This window comes from Heyndrickxia sporothermodurans (genome assembly GCF_003055045.1).
Taxonomy (GTDB): Bacteria; Bacillota; Bacilli; order Bacillales; family Bacillaceae_C; genus Heyndrickxia; species Heyndrickxia sporothermodurans.
This window is the reverse complement of the sequence record NZ_NAZB01000011.1, coordinates 213,734-228,106: the sequence shown is the minus strand read 5'-3', so window position 1 is coordinate 228,106 and position 14,373 is coordinate 213,734. Positions and strand designations below refer to the sequence as shown.

Annotated in this window: 13 protein-coding genes; 12 read left to right on the top strand and 1 reads right to left on the bottom strand. The window is 35.9% G+C overall.

What is annotated here, in order from left to right; genetic code table 11:
* Positions 1 to 121 precede the first annotated feature (121 nt).
* Positions 122 to 688: an RsfA family transcriptional regulator gene (locus B5V89_RS04955; RefSeq protein WP_108070707.1), complete on the top strand. Its 567-nt coding sequence runs from the start codon at positions 122 to 124 to the stop codon at positions 686 to 688.
* 35 nt (positions 689 to 723) lie between these two features.
* Here B5V89_RS04955 and B5V89_RS04950 read toward each other — a convergent pair whose 3' ends face one another.
* Complete coding sequence (locus tag B5V89_RS04950; protein ID WP_066230022.1) at positions 724 to 1,206, bottom strand: N-acetyltransferase; 483 nt, start codon at positions 1,204 to 1,206, stop codon at positions 724 to 726.
* A 320-nt stretch (positions 1,207 to 1,526) separates the two neighbouring features.
* Between B5V89_RS04950 and B5V89_RS04945 the strand changes: the two genes are divergently transcribed.
* From B5V89_RS04945 to B5V89_RS04895, 11 genes are all read left to right on the top strand, one after another.
* Positions 1,527 to 2,867 (top strand): acetyl-CoA carboxylase biotin carboxylase subunit, encoded by a 1,341-nt coding sequence (locus tag B5V89_RS04945; protein ID WP_108070705.1) that lies wholly within the window; start codon positions 1,527 to 1,529, stop codon positions 2,865 to 2,867.
* A 222-nt stretch (positions 2,868 to 3,089) separates the two neighbouring features.
* A complete protein-coding gene (locus B5V89_RS04940) occupies positions 3,090 to 3,302 on the top strand; it encodes an acetyl-CoA carboxylase biotin carboxyl carrier protein subunit (protein WP_066230027.1) in 213 nt (70 codons plus the stop codon).
* Between the two features lie 28 nt (positions 3,303 to 3,330).
* On the top strand, positions 3,331 to 4,869 hold the full coding sequence (locus tag B5V89_RS04935; protein ID WP_108070704.1) for an acyl-CoA carboxylase subunit beta: 1,539 nt from the start codon (positions 3,331 to 3,333) through the stop codon (positions 4,867 to 4,869).
* Between the two features lie 89 nt (positions 4,870 to 4,958).
* A complete protein-coding gene (locus B5V89_RS04930; protein ID WP_108070702.1) occupies positions 4,959 to 5,852 on the top strand; it encodes a 2-dehydropantoate 2-reductase in 894 nt (297 codons plus the stop codon).
* Positions 5,849 to 6,244, top strand: a complete 396-nt coding sequence (locus B5V89_RS04925) for a DUF3397 family protein (protein ID WP_066230037.1) — start codon at positions 5,849 to 5,851, stop codon at positions 6,242 to 6,244. Before B5V89_RS04930 ends, B5V89_RS04925 begins: the two co-directional genes overlap by 4 nt.
* A 125-nt stretch (positions 6,245 to 6,369) precedes the next feature.
* A complete protein-coding gene (gene bshC, locus B5V89_RS04920; protein WP_108070700.1) occupies positions 6,370 to 7,989 on the top strand; it encodes a bacillithiol biosynthesis cysteine-adding enzyme BshC in 1,620 nt (539 codons plus the stop codon).
* 147 nt (positions 7,990 to 8,136) lie between these two features.
* On the top strand, positions 8,137 to 8,568 hold the full coding sequence (gene mraZ / locus B5V89_RS04915) for a division/cell wall cluster transcriptional repressor MraZ (RefSeq protein ID WP_066230044.1): 432 nt from the start codon (positions 8,137 to 8,139) through the stop codon (positions 8,566 to 8,568).
* A gap of 57 nt (positions 8,569 to 8,625) precedes the next feature.
* A complete protein-coding gene (rsmH, locus tag B5V89_RS04910) occupies positions 8,626 to 9,558 on the top strand; it encodes a 16S rRNA (cytosine(1402)-N(4))-methyltransferase RsmH (protein WP_108070698.1) in 933 nt (310 codons plus the stop codon).
* Between the two features lie 25 nt (positions 9,559 to 9,583).
* Positions 9,584 to 9,946 carry a cell division protein FtsL gene (ftsL, locus tag B5V89_RS04905; RefSeq protein WP_108070696.1) on the top strand — a complete coding sequence of 121 codons (363 nt, stop codon included), beginning with the start codon at positions 9,584 to 9,586 and terminating at the stop codon, positions 9,944 to 9,946.
* Positions 9,943 to 12,168 carry a penicillin-binding protein gene (locus B5V89_RS04900; protein WP_066230053.1) on the top strand — a complete coding sequence of 742 codons (2,226 nt, stop codon included), beginning with the start codon at positions 9,943 to 9,945 and terminating at the stop codon, positions 12,166 to 12,168. Before ftsL ends, B5V89_RS04900 begins: the two co-directional genes overlap by 4 nt.
* A 125-nt stretch (positions 12,169 to 12,293) precedes the next feature.
* The gene (locus B5V89_RS04895; RefSeq protein ID WP_066230056.1) at positions 12,294 to 14,213 is read left to right on the top strand and encodes a stage V sporulation protein D; all 1,920 of its coding nucleotides are present in this window, start codon (positions 12,294 to 12,296) and stop codon (positions 14,211 to 14,213) included.
* The last annotated feature ends 160 nt before the right edge of the window (positions 14,214 to 14,373 follow it).

Sequence of the window (14,373 nt, the reverse complement as noted above, 5' to 3'; positions counted from 1 at the left end):
ACGGCAATAGAAGATAATGAAGTAAATGACAATAGTAATAAACTATAATTCTCGGTCATAATTAGTCTATCTTTTCTACTAGTAGCATATGTATGAATAAAAAGCTATAGGAGGGATAGACATGTCATCAACACGACAAGATGCTTGGACACATGATGAGGATTTATTACTGGCTGAGGTGGTGTTACGTCACATCCGTGATGGTGGAACCCAGTTACAGGCATTTGAAGAAGTTGGAAAACAAATGAATCGAACTGCTGCAGCATGCGGATTCAGATGGAATTCATATGTTCGCAAACAATATAAATCAGGTATTGAACTAGCGAAAAAACAAAGGAAAGAACGTAAAGGAAAATCAAAATTATCAGAATCACAAACCTTTGAAACAGTTTCCGTTAGTGAGCAAAATACTAATTCTCAAAGCTTCACTGAGCAAAACATAGATCAAAGTATAAGCAATGTGATAAAGTACTTACAGCAACTTCAAAGTGAACAAGGTACAAGTGAAACTACGATACGAGAAAATGAAAAATTAAAGCAGCAAATTCAACAATTAACTGAATCATTGGAAAAACAAAAACAAAGTTATGATAGTTTAAAAAGTGAGTATCAGTCTTTAAAGGAAGAGTACTCCGCTATGGCAGCCATCTTGGAAAAAGCGAGAATATTAACATTGCAACATAAATAAAATATTTTAACAGTCTAATAAAAAAACAAACAGCTTTAGTTAGCTGTTTGTTTTTTCTCTTTTACACCTTCGGGATACCAAACAAGAGGATTTTGTCCTAAATCTCTGTCCATATCATATGTTACTGTTTGAAAGCCCATCTTTTCCCAAAACTCTTTTGATTTCATGCGAGAGTTGGTTTTTATAGGTACACCAAAGCTTTTAGCAAATTCGACGAGTTTTTTTCCGTAGCCTTTAAATTGATAGTCAGGTAGCACTTCTAGTTTCCACAATTCTAAATAGTTTTGTGGAGGATCGAAATATAAATCATATTTGGCGGAACGTTCATAAAGACTCATCCGTGCGACTAATTTATCTCCATAGTAAATACCGTAAAAAGGAGAGTCGCAATTATCTTCAATAATATTTTCTTGTAGATCCTCTAACATTGAAAGTTCTTGCACACCATATTCTTTAAACTTTTTAAACTCTTCAAGAGTTTTGTAATTGATTTTTAATCGTTCAACTTGAATAGGCAATGGAATTCCTCCTTTTAATAAAATAACAATAAACGAATATGATTAAAATAAACTTACCAATCAATCAATATTCATTTTAAATTAATGTAATTAATATAATTATATAACAAAATTATAAAAAATTCTGCTATTATGAAGGAAAACGTTTTCAAAATTTGCAGGAAAAAAACAAAATTTGTAGAAATAATAAAATTGGGGGAGAAATTTTTCATTTTTTATAGTTTGAGTGTCCTTTGATAAGATAGCATTTTCTATTAAAGGACACCAATTATTTATTAATTTTATCGTGTTTTATCCATTCTTCTTTAAGGGGGATTTTGATGAAAAAAATATTAATTGCAAATCGCGGGGAGATTGCCTTACGTATTATTCATACATGTAAGCAAATGGGCATCGAAACGGTTGCCGTTTACTCAGATGCAGATTCCTGCATGCCGTTTGTGAAAGAGGCTGATTATTCTTTCCGTATCGGAGAGTCTCCGGTAAACAAATCTTATTTAAATATGGATCAGTTGATTGAAATTGCGATAAGGGAAAAGGTCGATGGAATTCACCCAGGTTATGGTCTGTTGTCGGAAAATAGTGAATTTGCAAGAAAAGTTGTTGATAATGGAATCATTTTTATCGGTCCATCGCCTGATACAATCGAATCGATGGGCGATAAAATAAAGGCAAGAACGACGATGCATGAAGCAGGTGTACCGATCGTTCCAGGCAGTATTAGGGGGATAAAGAGTCTTGAAGAGGCACAGGATCTTGCTAATCAAATTGGGTATCCAATTATGTTAAAGGCAAGTGGTGGCGGTGGTGGAATTGGAATGGTGCGCTGTGAAAATGAACAAGCGCTCAATCAACACTACGAATCTACTAAAGCGCGGTCGAAAGCATATTTCGGTTCTGATGAAGTATTTATTGAAAAATGTATCGATAATGCCCGTCATATTGAAGTTCAAATCTTCGGTGACCAATATGGAAATATTGTTCACCTATATGAAAGAAACTGTTCGGTGCAAAGAAGAAATCAAAAGGTCATTGAAGAAGCCCAATCACCCAACATATCCAGTGAAACACGAAAAAAGATGTATACAGCCGCAATTGATGCCGCGAAAGCCGTAGGATATAAAAATGCCGGTACAGTAGAGTTTATTGTCGATGAAAATGAACATTTTTATTTTCTTGAGATGAACACGAGATTGCAAGTGGAACATCCTGTAACTGAACTGTTGACCACCCTCGATTTGGTGAAATGGCAAATTCTTGTTGCACGCGGGGAAAAGCTTCCTTTATCCCAGAACGAAATCGAAAAGAGTGGTCATGCAATAGAATTAAGAATTTATGCGGAAGATCCGAAAACCTTTTTCCCTTCTCCAGGAATGATCACTCAATTATCGTGGGGAAATATTGAAGGAGTTCGCATTGATGCAGGATATCATTCCGGATTACAAGTCACCCCTTTCTATGATCCAATGATCGCTAAATGCGTCATATTTGCATCAAATAGAACGGATTGTATACAAAAAGCCCAAGAATTTTTAGACCAAACGATAATAGAGGGCATTAAAACGAACATTCCTTTTTTGAAAAATGTATTACAATCTACAAATTTCCAAAAAGGCGATTATACAACAAATTTAGTCAACCAAATGAAAGTAAGCAATTAATTTGGGGGCTTTGTTTAAGTACTAAGTTGATTTTGCCCTTAAGTTGATTGGAGCGGAAGGTGCGAGACTCCTGCGGGAAAAACGGTTTACGTGAGACCCCGCAGAAGCGTTAGCTTCGAGGAGGCTCACGGGCCGCCCGCGGAAAGCGAGCACCTGCAGCGGAAATCAACAGCCAGGTTTAACAATACCAATTTTTCAAGAAACATATAGGAGGAATAATAAATGATTGAAGTTACAGCATCAATGGCAGGAACTGTGTTAAATGTATTAGTAAATAACGGTGAGGAAGTAGCAGCTGGGCAGGCAGTAGTCATGTTGGAATCAATGAAAATGGAAATCCCGATAGAATCACCAACCGCAGGAAAAGTAAATGAAATTCATGTAAACATCGGTGATTTTGTTAATGAAGGGGATGTGCTTCTAACTATTGAGTAATTAGATAGATAAAAAGGAGGAGTGACCAATGGTGTTTTCCAGCACTGAGCAAACATTTGAAACGAGAAAAGAACAAATAAGACGTGGCGGACCGGAAAAATATCATGAGAAGCTAAAAACACAAAATAAATTATTTGTAAGAGATCGTTTGCAGCTTTTATTTGATTTCGGTGAATACGAAGAAGATGGCATGTTTGCCAATTGTACAGCAGATGATTTACCGGCGGACGGGGTTGTTACAGCCATTGGTAAAATCGGTGGAAAAACGGTTTGTGTTATGGCAAACGATTCTACTGTTAAAGCCGGTTCATGGGGAGCGCGGACAGTAGAGAAAATTATTCGAATTCAAGAAACGGCAGAAAAGTTAAAAGTTCCATTGCTTTATTTAGTCGATTCCGCTGGAGCGCGGATTACGGATCAATTGGAAATGTTTCCGAATCGAAGAGGGGCAGGAAGAATATTTTATAATCAAGTAAAGCTTTCCGGCATGATACCGCAAATTTGCCTATTATTTGGCCCATCTGCAGCAGGTGGCGCCTACATTCCCGCTTTTTGTGATATTGTCATTATGGTTGATAAAAATGCTTCGATGTATTTAGGGTCACCAAGAATGGCCGAAAAAGTTATTGGAGAAAAGGTTTCGTTGGAAGAGATGGGTGGCGCTCGCATGCATTGCACTGTAAGCGGATGTGGGGATGTACTTGTAAATTCCGAACAAGAAGCAATTAAAGAAGCGCAAAAATATTTATCTTATTTTCCAACGAATTTTCAAGAAAAACCTAGTGTAATTGAAGGGGTTGCCCCTAAATCCGGGCGTACGTTGGAAGAAATTATCCCTAAACATCAAAATGCGCCATTTGACATGTATGAATGCATAAACCAATTAATAGATGAAGATAGTTTTTTTGAAATTAAAAAGTTATTCGCTACTGAATTAATCACTGGCTTAGCAAGAATAGATGGCAAGGTAGTTGGAATCATCGCTAATCAGCCGAAAGCAAAAGGCGGTGTGTTATTTGTTGATTCCGCTGATAAAGGTGCGAAGTTTATTCAACTTTGCGATGCGTTCCACATTCCATTGCTGTTTTTATCAGATGTACCGGGATTTATGATTGGCACAAAAGTTGAAAGAGCGGGGATTATCCGCCATGGGGCTAAATTAATTGCCGCGATGAGCTCGGCAACAGTCCCTAAGATTTCTGTCATTGTCCGAAAAGCATACGGAGCGGGATTGTATGCAATGGCAGGACCGGCATTTGAACCTGATTGCTGCATCGCATTGCCGACTGCACAAATCGCGGTTATGGGACCGGAAGCGGCGGTCAATGCAGTGTACTCGAATAAAATACAAGCGATTGAGGATCCGAAGGAAAGAATTGCTTTTATTCAAGAAAAACAAAAAGAATATCAAGAAACAATCGATATTTATAAGCTAGCATCGGAATTAATTGTTGACGAAATTGTAGAACCTAATCGGTTAAGAGCTGTATTAATTAATCGATTCAGTTTATATGAAACAAAGGAATTGCAATTTAGTACGAGAAAACATCCAGTCTATCCAGTATAATTTTTTAAGGGACAGATACTACTTCTAGTGTCTGTCCCTTAATATTTTGTTAAAATGGTAGTAGAAGTATATATAGAACGGAGGATATTATGAGGATTGGAATACTCGGAGCCGGATCAATAGGATTACTTTTTGCATCCTACCTAGGCAAGCAATTTGATGTTACGCTCTTTCCCCGTAGACATGAACAGATGGATCTAATTAACGAAAAAGGGGTAACAATTGAAACACTAGATTCAACTTTTACAACTAGAGTGAGAGCAACGCTTGATAAAAATGAGTTTAATAAGCAAGAATTAATTATTATTGCCGTTAAACAATATCATCTTGAAAACATACAAGCAGATATTACTAACATACATAATGAGATCCCGTTGTTATTTTTGCAAAATGGAAAGTCACATTTAAAACTAATCAATCATTTAGAACATGAATCAATTATTGTGGGATCGATTGAACATGGTGCATTAAAAATAAACGAAACAACAGTAGTGCATAATGGAATTGGATTAACGAAACTAGCTCCTTATCGAGGGGAGATAAATCGTATTAGCCCGCTTCTCAATTGGCATAGTGAATATTTTCAATTCAAAATTTATTTAGATTATAAAGAGATCCTTTTAAAAAAATTATTAGTAAACGCTATAATTAATCCATTAACGGCTATATTGAAGGTGAAAAATGGGGAACTAATTAAAAATACTTTCTTTATGCGAATTTTTCATGATTTATATAATGAGATTATTCCATTATTTCCGGAATTAGATTCCAAGATGGTTTTGAATGAAATCATTAGGATTTGCAGAAATACGGAAAATAACGAATCCTCAATGTTAAAGGATATTACTTTACAAAGGAAGACAGAAATTGATGCAATTGTCGGATATATATTAGAGCTAGCTAAGGAAAAAAATGTCCAATTGCCCTTAACAAATATGGTTTATGGCATGATTAAAGGGATGGAAAAGAGTGGAATTGAATGAGTACTTTTATATCTTGGATGATCGCAATATTAATAATCATTCCTTTTATTGGATATTTTCTATCGTTTGTATTGGTCAAACAAACAACGAAAAATCATCGAAAAGCGGTAACCATCTCGATTGATATTACAACCCTAATTTTAATTATTTCTGTACATTTTTTTATTAAAACAATTTGGGGACAATCTTTTCTATGGCTAATTGTTCTAGTTATGTTACTATTAGCGTTATTGTTTGCGATTGTTTATCGATATTTTCGTGATGAAATTGATTATGTAAGGATTTTTCGCGGGTATTGGCGTTTGAATTTTTTGTTATTTTTCTGCATTTATATTATTTTACTTCTATATGGATTAACCTCTAGTGTAATGGAATCTGTAATTGGTAGCTAAATTGCGCCTTCACTAAAGCAAGATTTTTTATTTTCCTTTCTAATGATGGTATACTCTTTGAAGAAAATAGTGTAGCGTGGAAAATTAGACGACAAATTGTGCTATGAGAAAGGAAGAATTACAAAATGGAACTGGAAACCATCTCGATTCCAGCAACAAATCGCTTTGCCTCGCTGTATATAGACCAAAAGCAGCCTGTTAAAAGTTTTTTTCATTATGATATAACAAATTCTCATGTTTTTGAAAAAAGGTTGGCAGATTTACATAAAAGAAACTTTGCAAGAGATGAGCTTGCTAATTGTATTGAAACATATATGGAACGTTTTCCGAAATCCGGAGAAATAAAAGAATCATTACTCAAGTTAAAACTTGAAGATTCATCTGTAGTCATTGGCGGTCAACAAGCGGGTTTATTAACGGGTCCTTTATATACAATACATAAAATTATTTCGATCATTCATCTTGCTAAACAACAAGAAGAAAAACTAGGGAAACCGGTTGTGCCAATTTTTTGGATAGCCGGAGAGGACCATGATTATTTAGAAATCAATCATGTATTTGTTGAAAGCGAAAGGTCGTTAAAAAAAATCAGCTATTCAGAAGGACCAATCGATAAAAGAATGGTTTCTGATATTGTTTATGATAAGAATCAATTAAGTAAATGGATAAAAAAGGTATTTGAGCATTTTGGCGAGACCGTTCACACTAAAAATATCATGGCCCTAATTGATGAAGCGTTAAATCAATCCAAGTCATTAGTAGATTTTTTTACGTATATCGTTGTCGATTTATTTAAAGGCTATGGACTGCTTGTCATCGACTCTGCCGATAAAAATTTACGTCAATTAGAAGTCCCATTTTTTCAAAAACTCATCGAAAACCAACAACGAATTACTGATTCTGTTATCTGTCAACAAACGTTGATTAAAGAAAATGATTTTCCAAATGCAATTGACATAAGTGAGAATGCTTTAAATTTATTTTATTATAATGGTATGGAAAGAATTTTATTAGAATATCAACAAGAAAAAGATGGATTTGTGGGGAAGAATGGGGAAGTCTTTTTTACAAAAAACGAACTTCTCGATATTTTGGAGGAAAATCCGAGTGCATTTAGTAATAATGTGGTGACTCGTCCCATTATGCAAGAATGGCTATTTCCTACATTAGCATTCATAGCAGGTCCGGGAGAAATTGCTTACTGGGGTGAGCTGAAATTAGCATTTGAAGGACTGCAATTTCAAATGCCTCCGATCATTCCAAGATTGAACATAAGCCTATTGGAACGTTCGATTGAGTCTGATATGAATGAATTGAATTTGGATGTTGAAAAAGTTATTCGTCATGGATTGCAGGATGAAAAACAAGTGTATTGGGATTCAATTAAAAATCATGATTTGGAAAGGCTGATCAGTGAATCAAAAGCTTTCTTAGAGACTCAATATAAACAAATGGAAGCGAAAGCTGATAAAGGTTTATTACCGATTGTAGAGAAAAACCTTCAATTTCATCAAAATCAATTGGACTTTCTTCAAAGAAAAGCGGATATAATGATATCCGAAAAAAACGATGTCATGCTTGAACGATATAATCGCATAGAACGACTTCTGAAACCAAACGGAGCACCACAGGAACGAATATGGAACATCTATTACTTCTTAAACAAATACGGCGAAACATTTATTGACCAAATCATGACACTTCAATATCAGTTCGATGGCAAACATAAATTAATTCGAATTTAGACTAGCATTGTAGCTAGTCTCTTTTTTTTTTTTATGAAATTTAAATAAATTAGCAGGAATTTTCCATTCTGATAGAAAATATTAAAAAGAGGTGGTGAAAGGTGGGGGAATGTGGTACATTATTTATAGAAAGTGGGGGCTTGTACTATGTTCATGGGGGAATACCAACATAACATTGACGCAAAAGGGCGTTTAATCGTTCCGGCAAAGTTTAGAGAACTCCTCGGTGATACCTTTGTGATTACGAGAGGATTGGATCGATGCTTATTTGGTTACCCACTTGAAGAATGGAAACAAGTTGAAGAGAAATTAAAAGCCCTCCCATTAACGAAAAAAGACGCTCGTGCATTTACCCGTTTTTTCTTTTCAGGTGCCTCCGAAAGTGAATTTGATAAACAAGGAAGGATTAATATTCCTTCTCCACTCGTCAGTTACGCACAATTACAAAAAGAATGTATTGTTCTAGGAGTTTCTAATCGAATTGAGATTTGGAGTAAAGAATTATGGGGAGACTACTTTGAAGAGTCTGAAGAATCATTTGCTGAAATCGCTGAAAATATGATTGGCTTTGACATATAATTCTTAACCACGATAGAGTACTCTAAAATATTAATTCGTTTAGAAAGGTGATACAACATGTTCAAACATACTACAGTGTTATTGAAAGAAACAGTCGATGGACTAAATATCAAACCGGATGGAGTGTATGTCGATTGTACACTTGGCGGAGCGGGACATAGTGAGTATTTATTATCCCAGCTATCCGCTAAAGGAAAATTATATGCCTTTGATCAGGACGAAACAGCAATCGAACATGCGAAAGAAAAGCTAAAAAAATACGAAAATCAAGTAATATTTATTAAAAGTAATTTCCGTTATATTAAACAAGAACTAAACAAGATTGGTGTTGAGAAAGTAGACGGTATTCTTTATGATCTCGGTGTTTCCTCGCCGCAATTAGATACACCGGAACGTGGTTTTAGTTACCACAATGATGCACCTCTCGACATGCGTATGGATTTACAAGGTGATGTTTCAGCATATGATGTTGTAAATGAATGGCCGTATGAAGATTTAGTTCGAATTTTTTTCAAATATGGTGAAGAGAAATTTTCAAAGCAAATTGCCAGGAAAATAGAAGCAGCAAGAGAAAATGGTCCAATTAAAACAACTGGTGAATTAGTAGAATTAATTAAAGAAGGTATACCTGCACCGGCAAGACGTAAAGGTGGTCACCCTGCGAAAAGGGTTTTCCAAGCTATAAGAATTGCTGTAAACGATGAATTAGGTGTATTCGAAGATTCATTAAAACAAGCTATTGACCTATTAAATCCAGGTGGGAGAATTAGTGTCATTACGTTTCACTCTTTAGAGGATCGAATATGTAAATCAATTTATAAAGAAGCAAGTAGTGGGCCAGAATTGCCGCCAGGATTGCCAATAATACCTGACGAATATAAGCCTAAATTAAAGATCATTACTAGAAAACCGATTGTTCCGGATGTTTCAGAACTCGAGGAGAATAATCGTGCTCGATCTGCTAAACTGCGAATTGCTGAGAAAAATTAAGAAATGATGAATGGGGGTCCATAAATTGAGTAATTTAGCAAGAAAACAACAACAACCATATATACAACCGAAGATTCATACAGAACCGAAAATTCAACCAATACATAGGCGCAGTCAAATCACATTAGGTGAAAAGCTATTAGCTGCGCTCGTTATCGCATTTGTTTGCATTATGGCTATTAAGGTTATTGCTACGCAAGCAGCAATATATAAAGTGAATAAAGAAATTCATCAGATGGAAGCCTCTGTTCAAACAAAGAAAAAGGTAAATGAAGATTTAAAAATGCAAGTTAGTGACTTAAGCAAATATGAACGTATTCGGGAAATTGCTAAAAAGCAAGGATTAAAAATGAATGACAAAAATATTAAGGTTGTTGAGGGACAATGAGAAAAAGTAAAATTAGCATGAACATCGGAGCAGCGATATTATTTCTAATATTCGGCCTGCTCTTTTTTATACTAATCGTTCGGATGTTAACGATTCAGGTATCGGGCCAGGTTCAAGGCAAACCGTTAGCTGCAATGGCAATGAAGCAACATTTAAAAAATACAGAAATTGAGTCAAAACGCGGGAATATTTATGACGTTAATGGGAAAGTCATTGCAGAGGATACAACTTCTTTTCGCCTGCAAGCGATTCTCGATAAGAAAATGACCATTGATCCAAAACATCCAAACCATGTGACGGACCCGCAAAAAACGGCGGAACAGCTTGCAAAATATATCGATATGCCGGAAAACGAAATATATAAACGTTTAACGAAAAAAGGTGCAAAGCAAGTTGAATTCGGCAAAGCAGGGGAAGATGTACCGTATAAAACGAAGGAAAAAATTGAAAAATTAAAACTTCCTGGAATAATATTCGCCCGGGAATCTAAACGATACTATCCAAATGGTGTGTTTGCATCACATGTCATTGGTTTTGCTCAAAAACCGGAGGAACTAAATAAAAAAACAGGTAAAATAGAAATAGGGGAAAAAACAAAAGGGAAAATGGGAATTGAACAATTTTATGATAAAGATCTCCAAGGGACAGACGGGAAAATCCAGTTTGAAGGAGATGCATGGAGTTATTTAATTCCCGGTTCTAAGGAAAAGGTGAAAAAGCCCAAAAACGGAAAAGATATTTATTTGACTATCGATAAAAAAATCCAAAGCTTCTTAGAAGATGCGATGACCGAGGTTGACAAAAAGTATAATCCGAAAGAAATGGTAGCTATTGTCGCAGATCCGAAAACAGGGAAAATTTTAGGAATGTCACAAAGGCCTACCTTTGACTCGATGACTCGTGAAGGCATCGAAAAGAAATGGCAAAATCTAGCGATAGAAGAACCGATTGAACCGGGATCAACGATGAAAATATTTACATTAGCAACAGCTGTCCAACAAGGTGTGTTTAATCCGAATGAAAAATATATGTCTGGAACTTTCAAAGTTAAAAATGATCCAAGACCTATTAATGATTGGAATTATGGACAAGGTTGGGGACCGATCACATATTTGGAAGGTGTTCAACGATCATCAAATGTAGCATTCGCTAAATTGCTTGATAAGATTGGAAAAGACACGTTTCGTACGTATCTAGATCGTTTTCATTTTGGTGTTCCAACAAACATCGGCTTACCGAATGAAGCGTCGGGAAAAATACTATACAACTGGCCAAAAGAAAAATATACGACGACCTATGGCCAAGGAACAACTGTTACACCTATCCAAATGGTCCAAGCGGCAACTGCGATTGCGAATGATGGCATTATGATGAAGCCATATATTGTTGATAAAGTAGTAGATCCGAATAATAATAAGGAAGAAAAAACAAAACCGGAATCAATTGGCAAGCCTATTAGTGCAGATACAGCTAAAGAAGTTAGGGATATTTTACGTACAGTTGTAACAAGTAAACACGGAACTGGTAAAGGATATGAAATTGAAGGATACTCTGTCACTGGAAAAACAGGTACTGCGCAAATTCCCAATCCTAATGGTGCCGGATATTTAAGAGGAGGAAGTGACTATATTTTTTCATTTTTAGGTATGGCACCGAAGAAAGATCCGAAATTAATTGTTTATGTAACAGTAAAACAGCCACAGACGACTTATGAAAATGGCTCCAAAGTTGTACAATCAATATTTAATCCGGTTATGAAAAATAGTTTACAATACTTAAATATTAAACCTGCAAAAATGGAAAAATCAGAAATTAAAAACATTCCAAATGTAGATAAGAAATCAGTTAGTGATGCGATAACTACATTAAAAGATTTAGGATATGAGGCGATTGCAATCGGGGATGGCAACCAAGTTATTGATCAATTGCCGAAAGCTGGTTCTACTCTGCTTCAAGGAGAAAAAGTCATTCTAAAAACGAACGGAAAACCATCCGTTCCCGATATGTTACATTGGTCAAAAAGAGATGTATTAAAAGTTGTGGAGTTACTAGATTTAAAACTTAATATGATTGGAACTGGTTATGTAACGAAGCAAAATATTAGTCCATCCTCACCGATTAAGACAGGTGACCATCTAGTAGTAAATTTTCAATCTGCAGAAAATATGGAAACACCGAAAAAAGATAAAAAGAAAAATGAAGACGATTCTCCACTTGATTAACACAAGGCTGACCTATTGAAAAGGTCAGCCTTGTTCTGTTCTATTGCTACATGTACAAGCATATATTCTAGTTGAGAAATGTGAAATGTACGAGTCATTACTAGAATAAGAGGAGGATCGTTTACGTGAAACGTGTATCCAATGTAACAGTTAGAAAACGATTAGTAATTGTTCTTTTTGTTGGGATATTAATATTTGGTATCATTGATGTCAGGCTAGGTTATGTCCAATTAGCTTTAGGAAACTGGTTAACAAGTGGTGCGAAGGAATTGTGGAGCAGGGAAATTCCGTTTGAACCTGAGAGAGGTAAGATCATTGATCGAAATGATATACCAATTGCGGAAAATAAAAGTGCGCCAACCGTATTTGTTGTCCCAAGACAAGTAGTAAACCCGGGTGAGACTGCAGAAAAGCTAGCTTCTGTATTAAATGCTTCCAAAGAGAAAATTTACAAGCAAATTACAACAAATTCACGGATGGAAAGAATTAAAGAAGGGAGAAAAATTTCTACTGATAAAGCAAATGAAGTAAGAAATTTAAAATTGAAAGGTGTTTATATTGGAGAGGATTCACAAAGATACTACCCGTACGGCAGCTATTTGTCGCATGTTTTAGGGTTTACAGGAGTAGACAATCAGGGGCTGATGGGACTAGAACTTTTTTACGATGAAGAGTTAAAAGGTGAAAAAGGTTCTGTTCAATTTTATTCCGATGCAAAAGGGAGAAGGATGCCTGATATGTCAGACGATTATAAACCGCCGAAAGATGGCCTTGATTTAAAGCTGACAATCGATACGAAGGTACAGACGATCATCGAAAGAGAGTTGGATATTGCTGAAACGAAATATACACCGGATGGTCTTATCGCAATCGCTATGAACCCGAAAACAGGTGAAATTTTAGGGATGTCGAGTCGACCGACGTTTAATCCCGCTAAATTTCAAGACGTAAAACAAGAAGTTTATAATCGGAATTTGCCTATCTGGAGTACGTATGAACCAGGTTCAACTTTTAAGGTTATTACGTTGGCCGCTGCGCTAGAAGAGGGGAAAGTTGATCTCGATAAGGACTCTTACTATGATAAAGGGAGTATTAAAGTAGCGAATGCCAATTTGAAATGCTGGAAACGAGGGGGACATGGGCAAGAGACTTTCTTAGAGGTAGTGGAAAACTCTTGTAACCCAGGTTTTGTAGAATTAGGACAACGACTTGGGAAAGAGAAATTATTTAAATATATTCGCAATTTTGGATTTGGTGACAAAACAGGGATTGATTTGGCTGGAGAATCGAAAGGAATCTTATTTAATATGAATAGAGTGGGGCCGGTAGAACAAGCTACGACCGCATTTGGACAAGGAGTGTCTGTCACACCAATTCAACAGGTAGCTGCTGTTTCTGCTGCTGTAAATGGCGGAACATTATTTGAACCATTTGTTGCAAAAGAACTCGTTGATCCGAAAACAAAGAAAACGGTTATGGAAAAAAAGCCTGTTGCAAAGCGAAAGGTCATTTCTAAGGAAACTTCAAAGGAAGTACGAAGAGCTTTGGAAAGCGTTGTCGCAAAAGGAACGGGAAAAAAAGCATTTGTAGAGGGCTACCGTGTAGGTGGAAAAACGGGTACAGCTCAAAAGCCGAAGCCGGGTGGAGGATATTTAGAAAATAACTATGTTCTTTCATTCATAGGTTTTGCACCAGCTGATGATCCGCAAATCGTTGTTTATTTAGCCGTTGATAATCCCAAAAACACTGTTCTTTTTGGAGGACAGGTGGCAGCTCCTATAGCTGGGACAATCATTGGGGATAGTCTTCGTGCAATGGGCGTTAAACCAAGAAAAAAACAAATGGAAAAAGAAATTACTCCTTATTTGGATACTCCTATGATAAAAGTGCCGGATCTAAAAGGATTAACGAAAAAAGGCCTATTAGAACAATTAGATAATCTAAAATTAGACGTATCAGGAAAAGGAGAGACAGTTATTAGACAAGACCCTCAGCCAGGAACAAAAGTGGAAGAAGGGGCTACAATACGTGTTTATATGAATTAAAATCGGACAATTACATTATTGTTGAAAGAAGCGGCATTTGTTTGCTGCTTCTTTTTGCTAAAGAAATAGCATCAATCAGTTTTTTTTAGTAAAATAGATAAGGACTGCTTTTTATCTGCCTATTTGGAAATCGTCTACTTTTCCATAGGTTGAACTATTG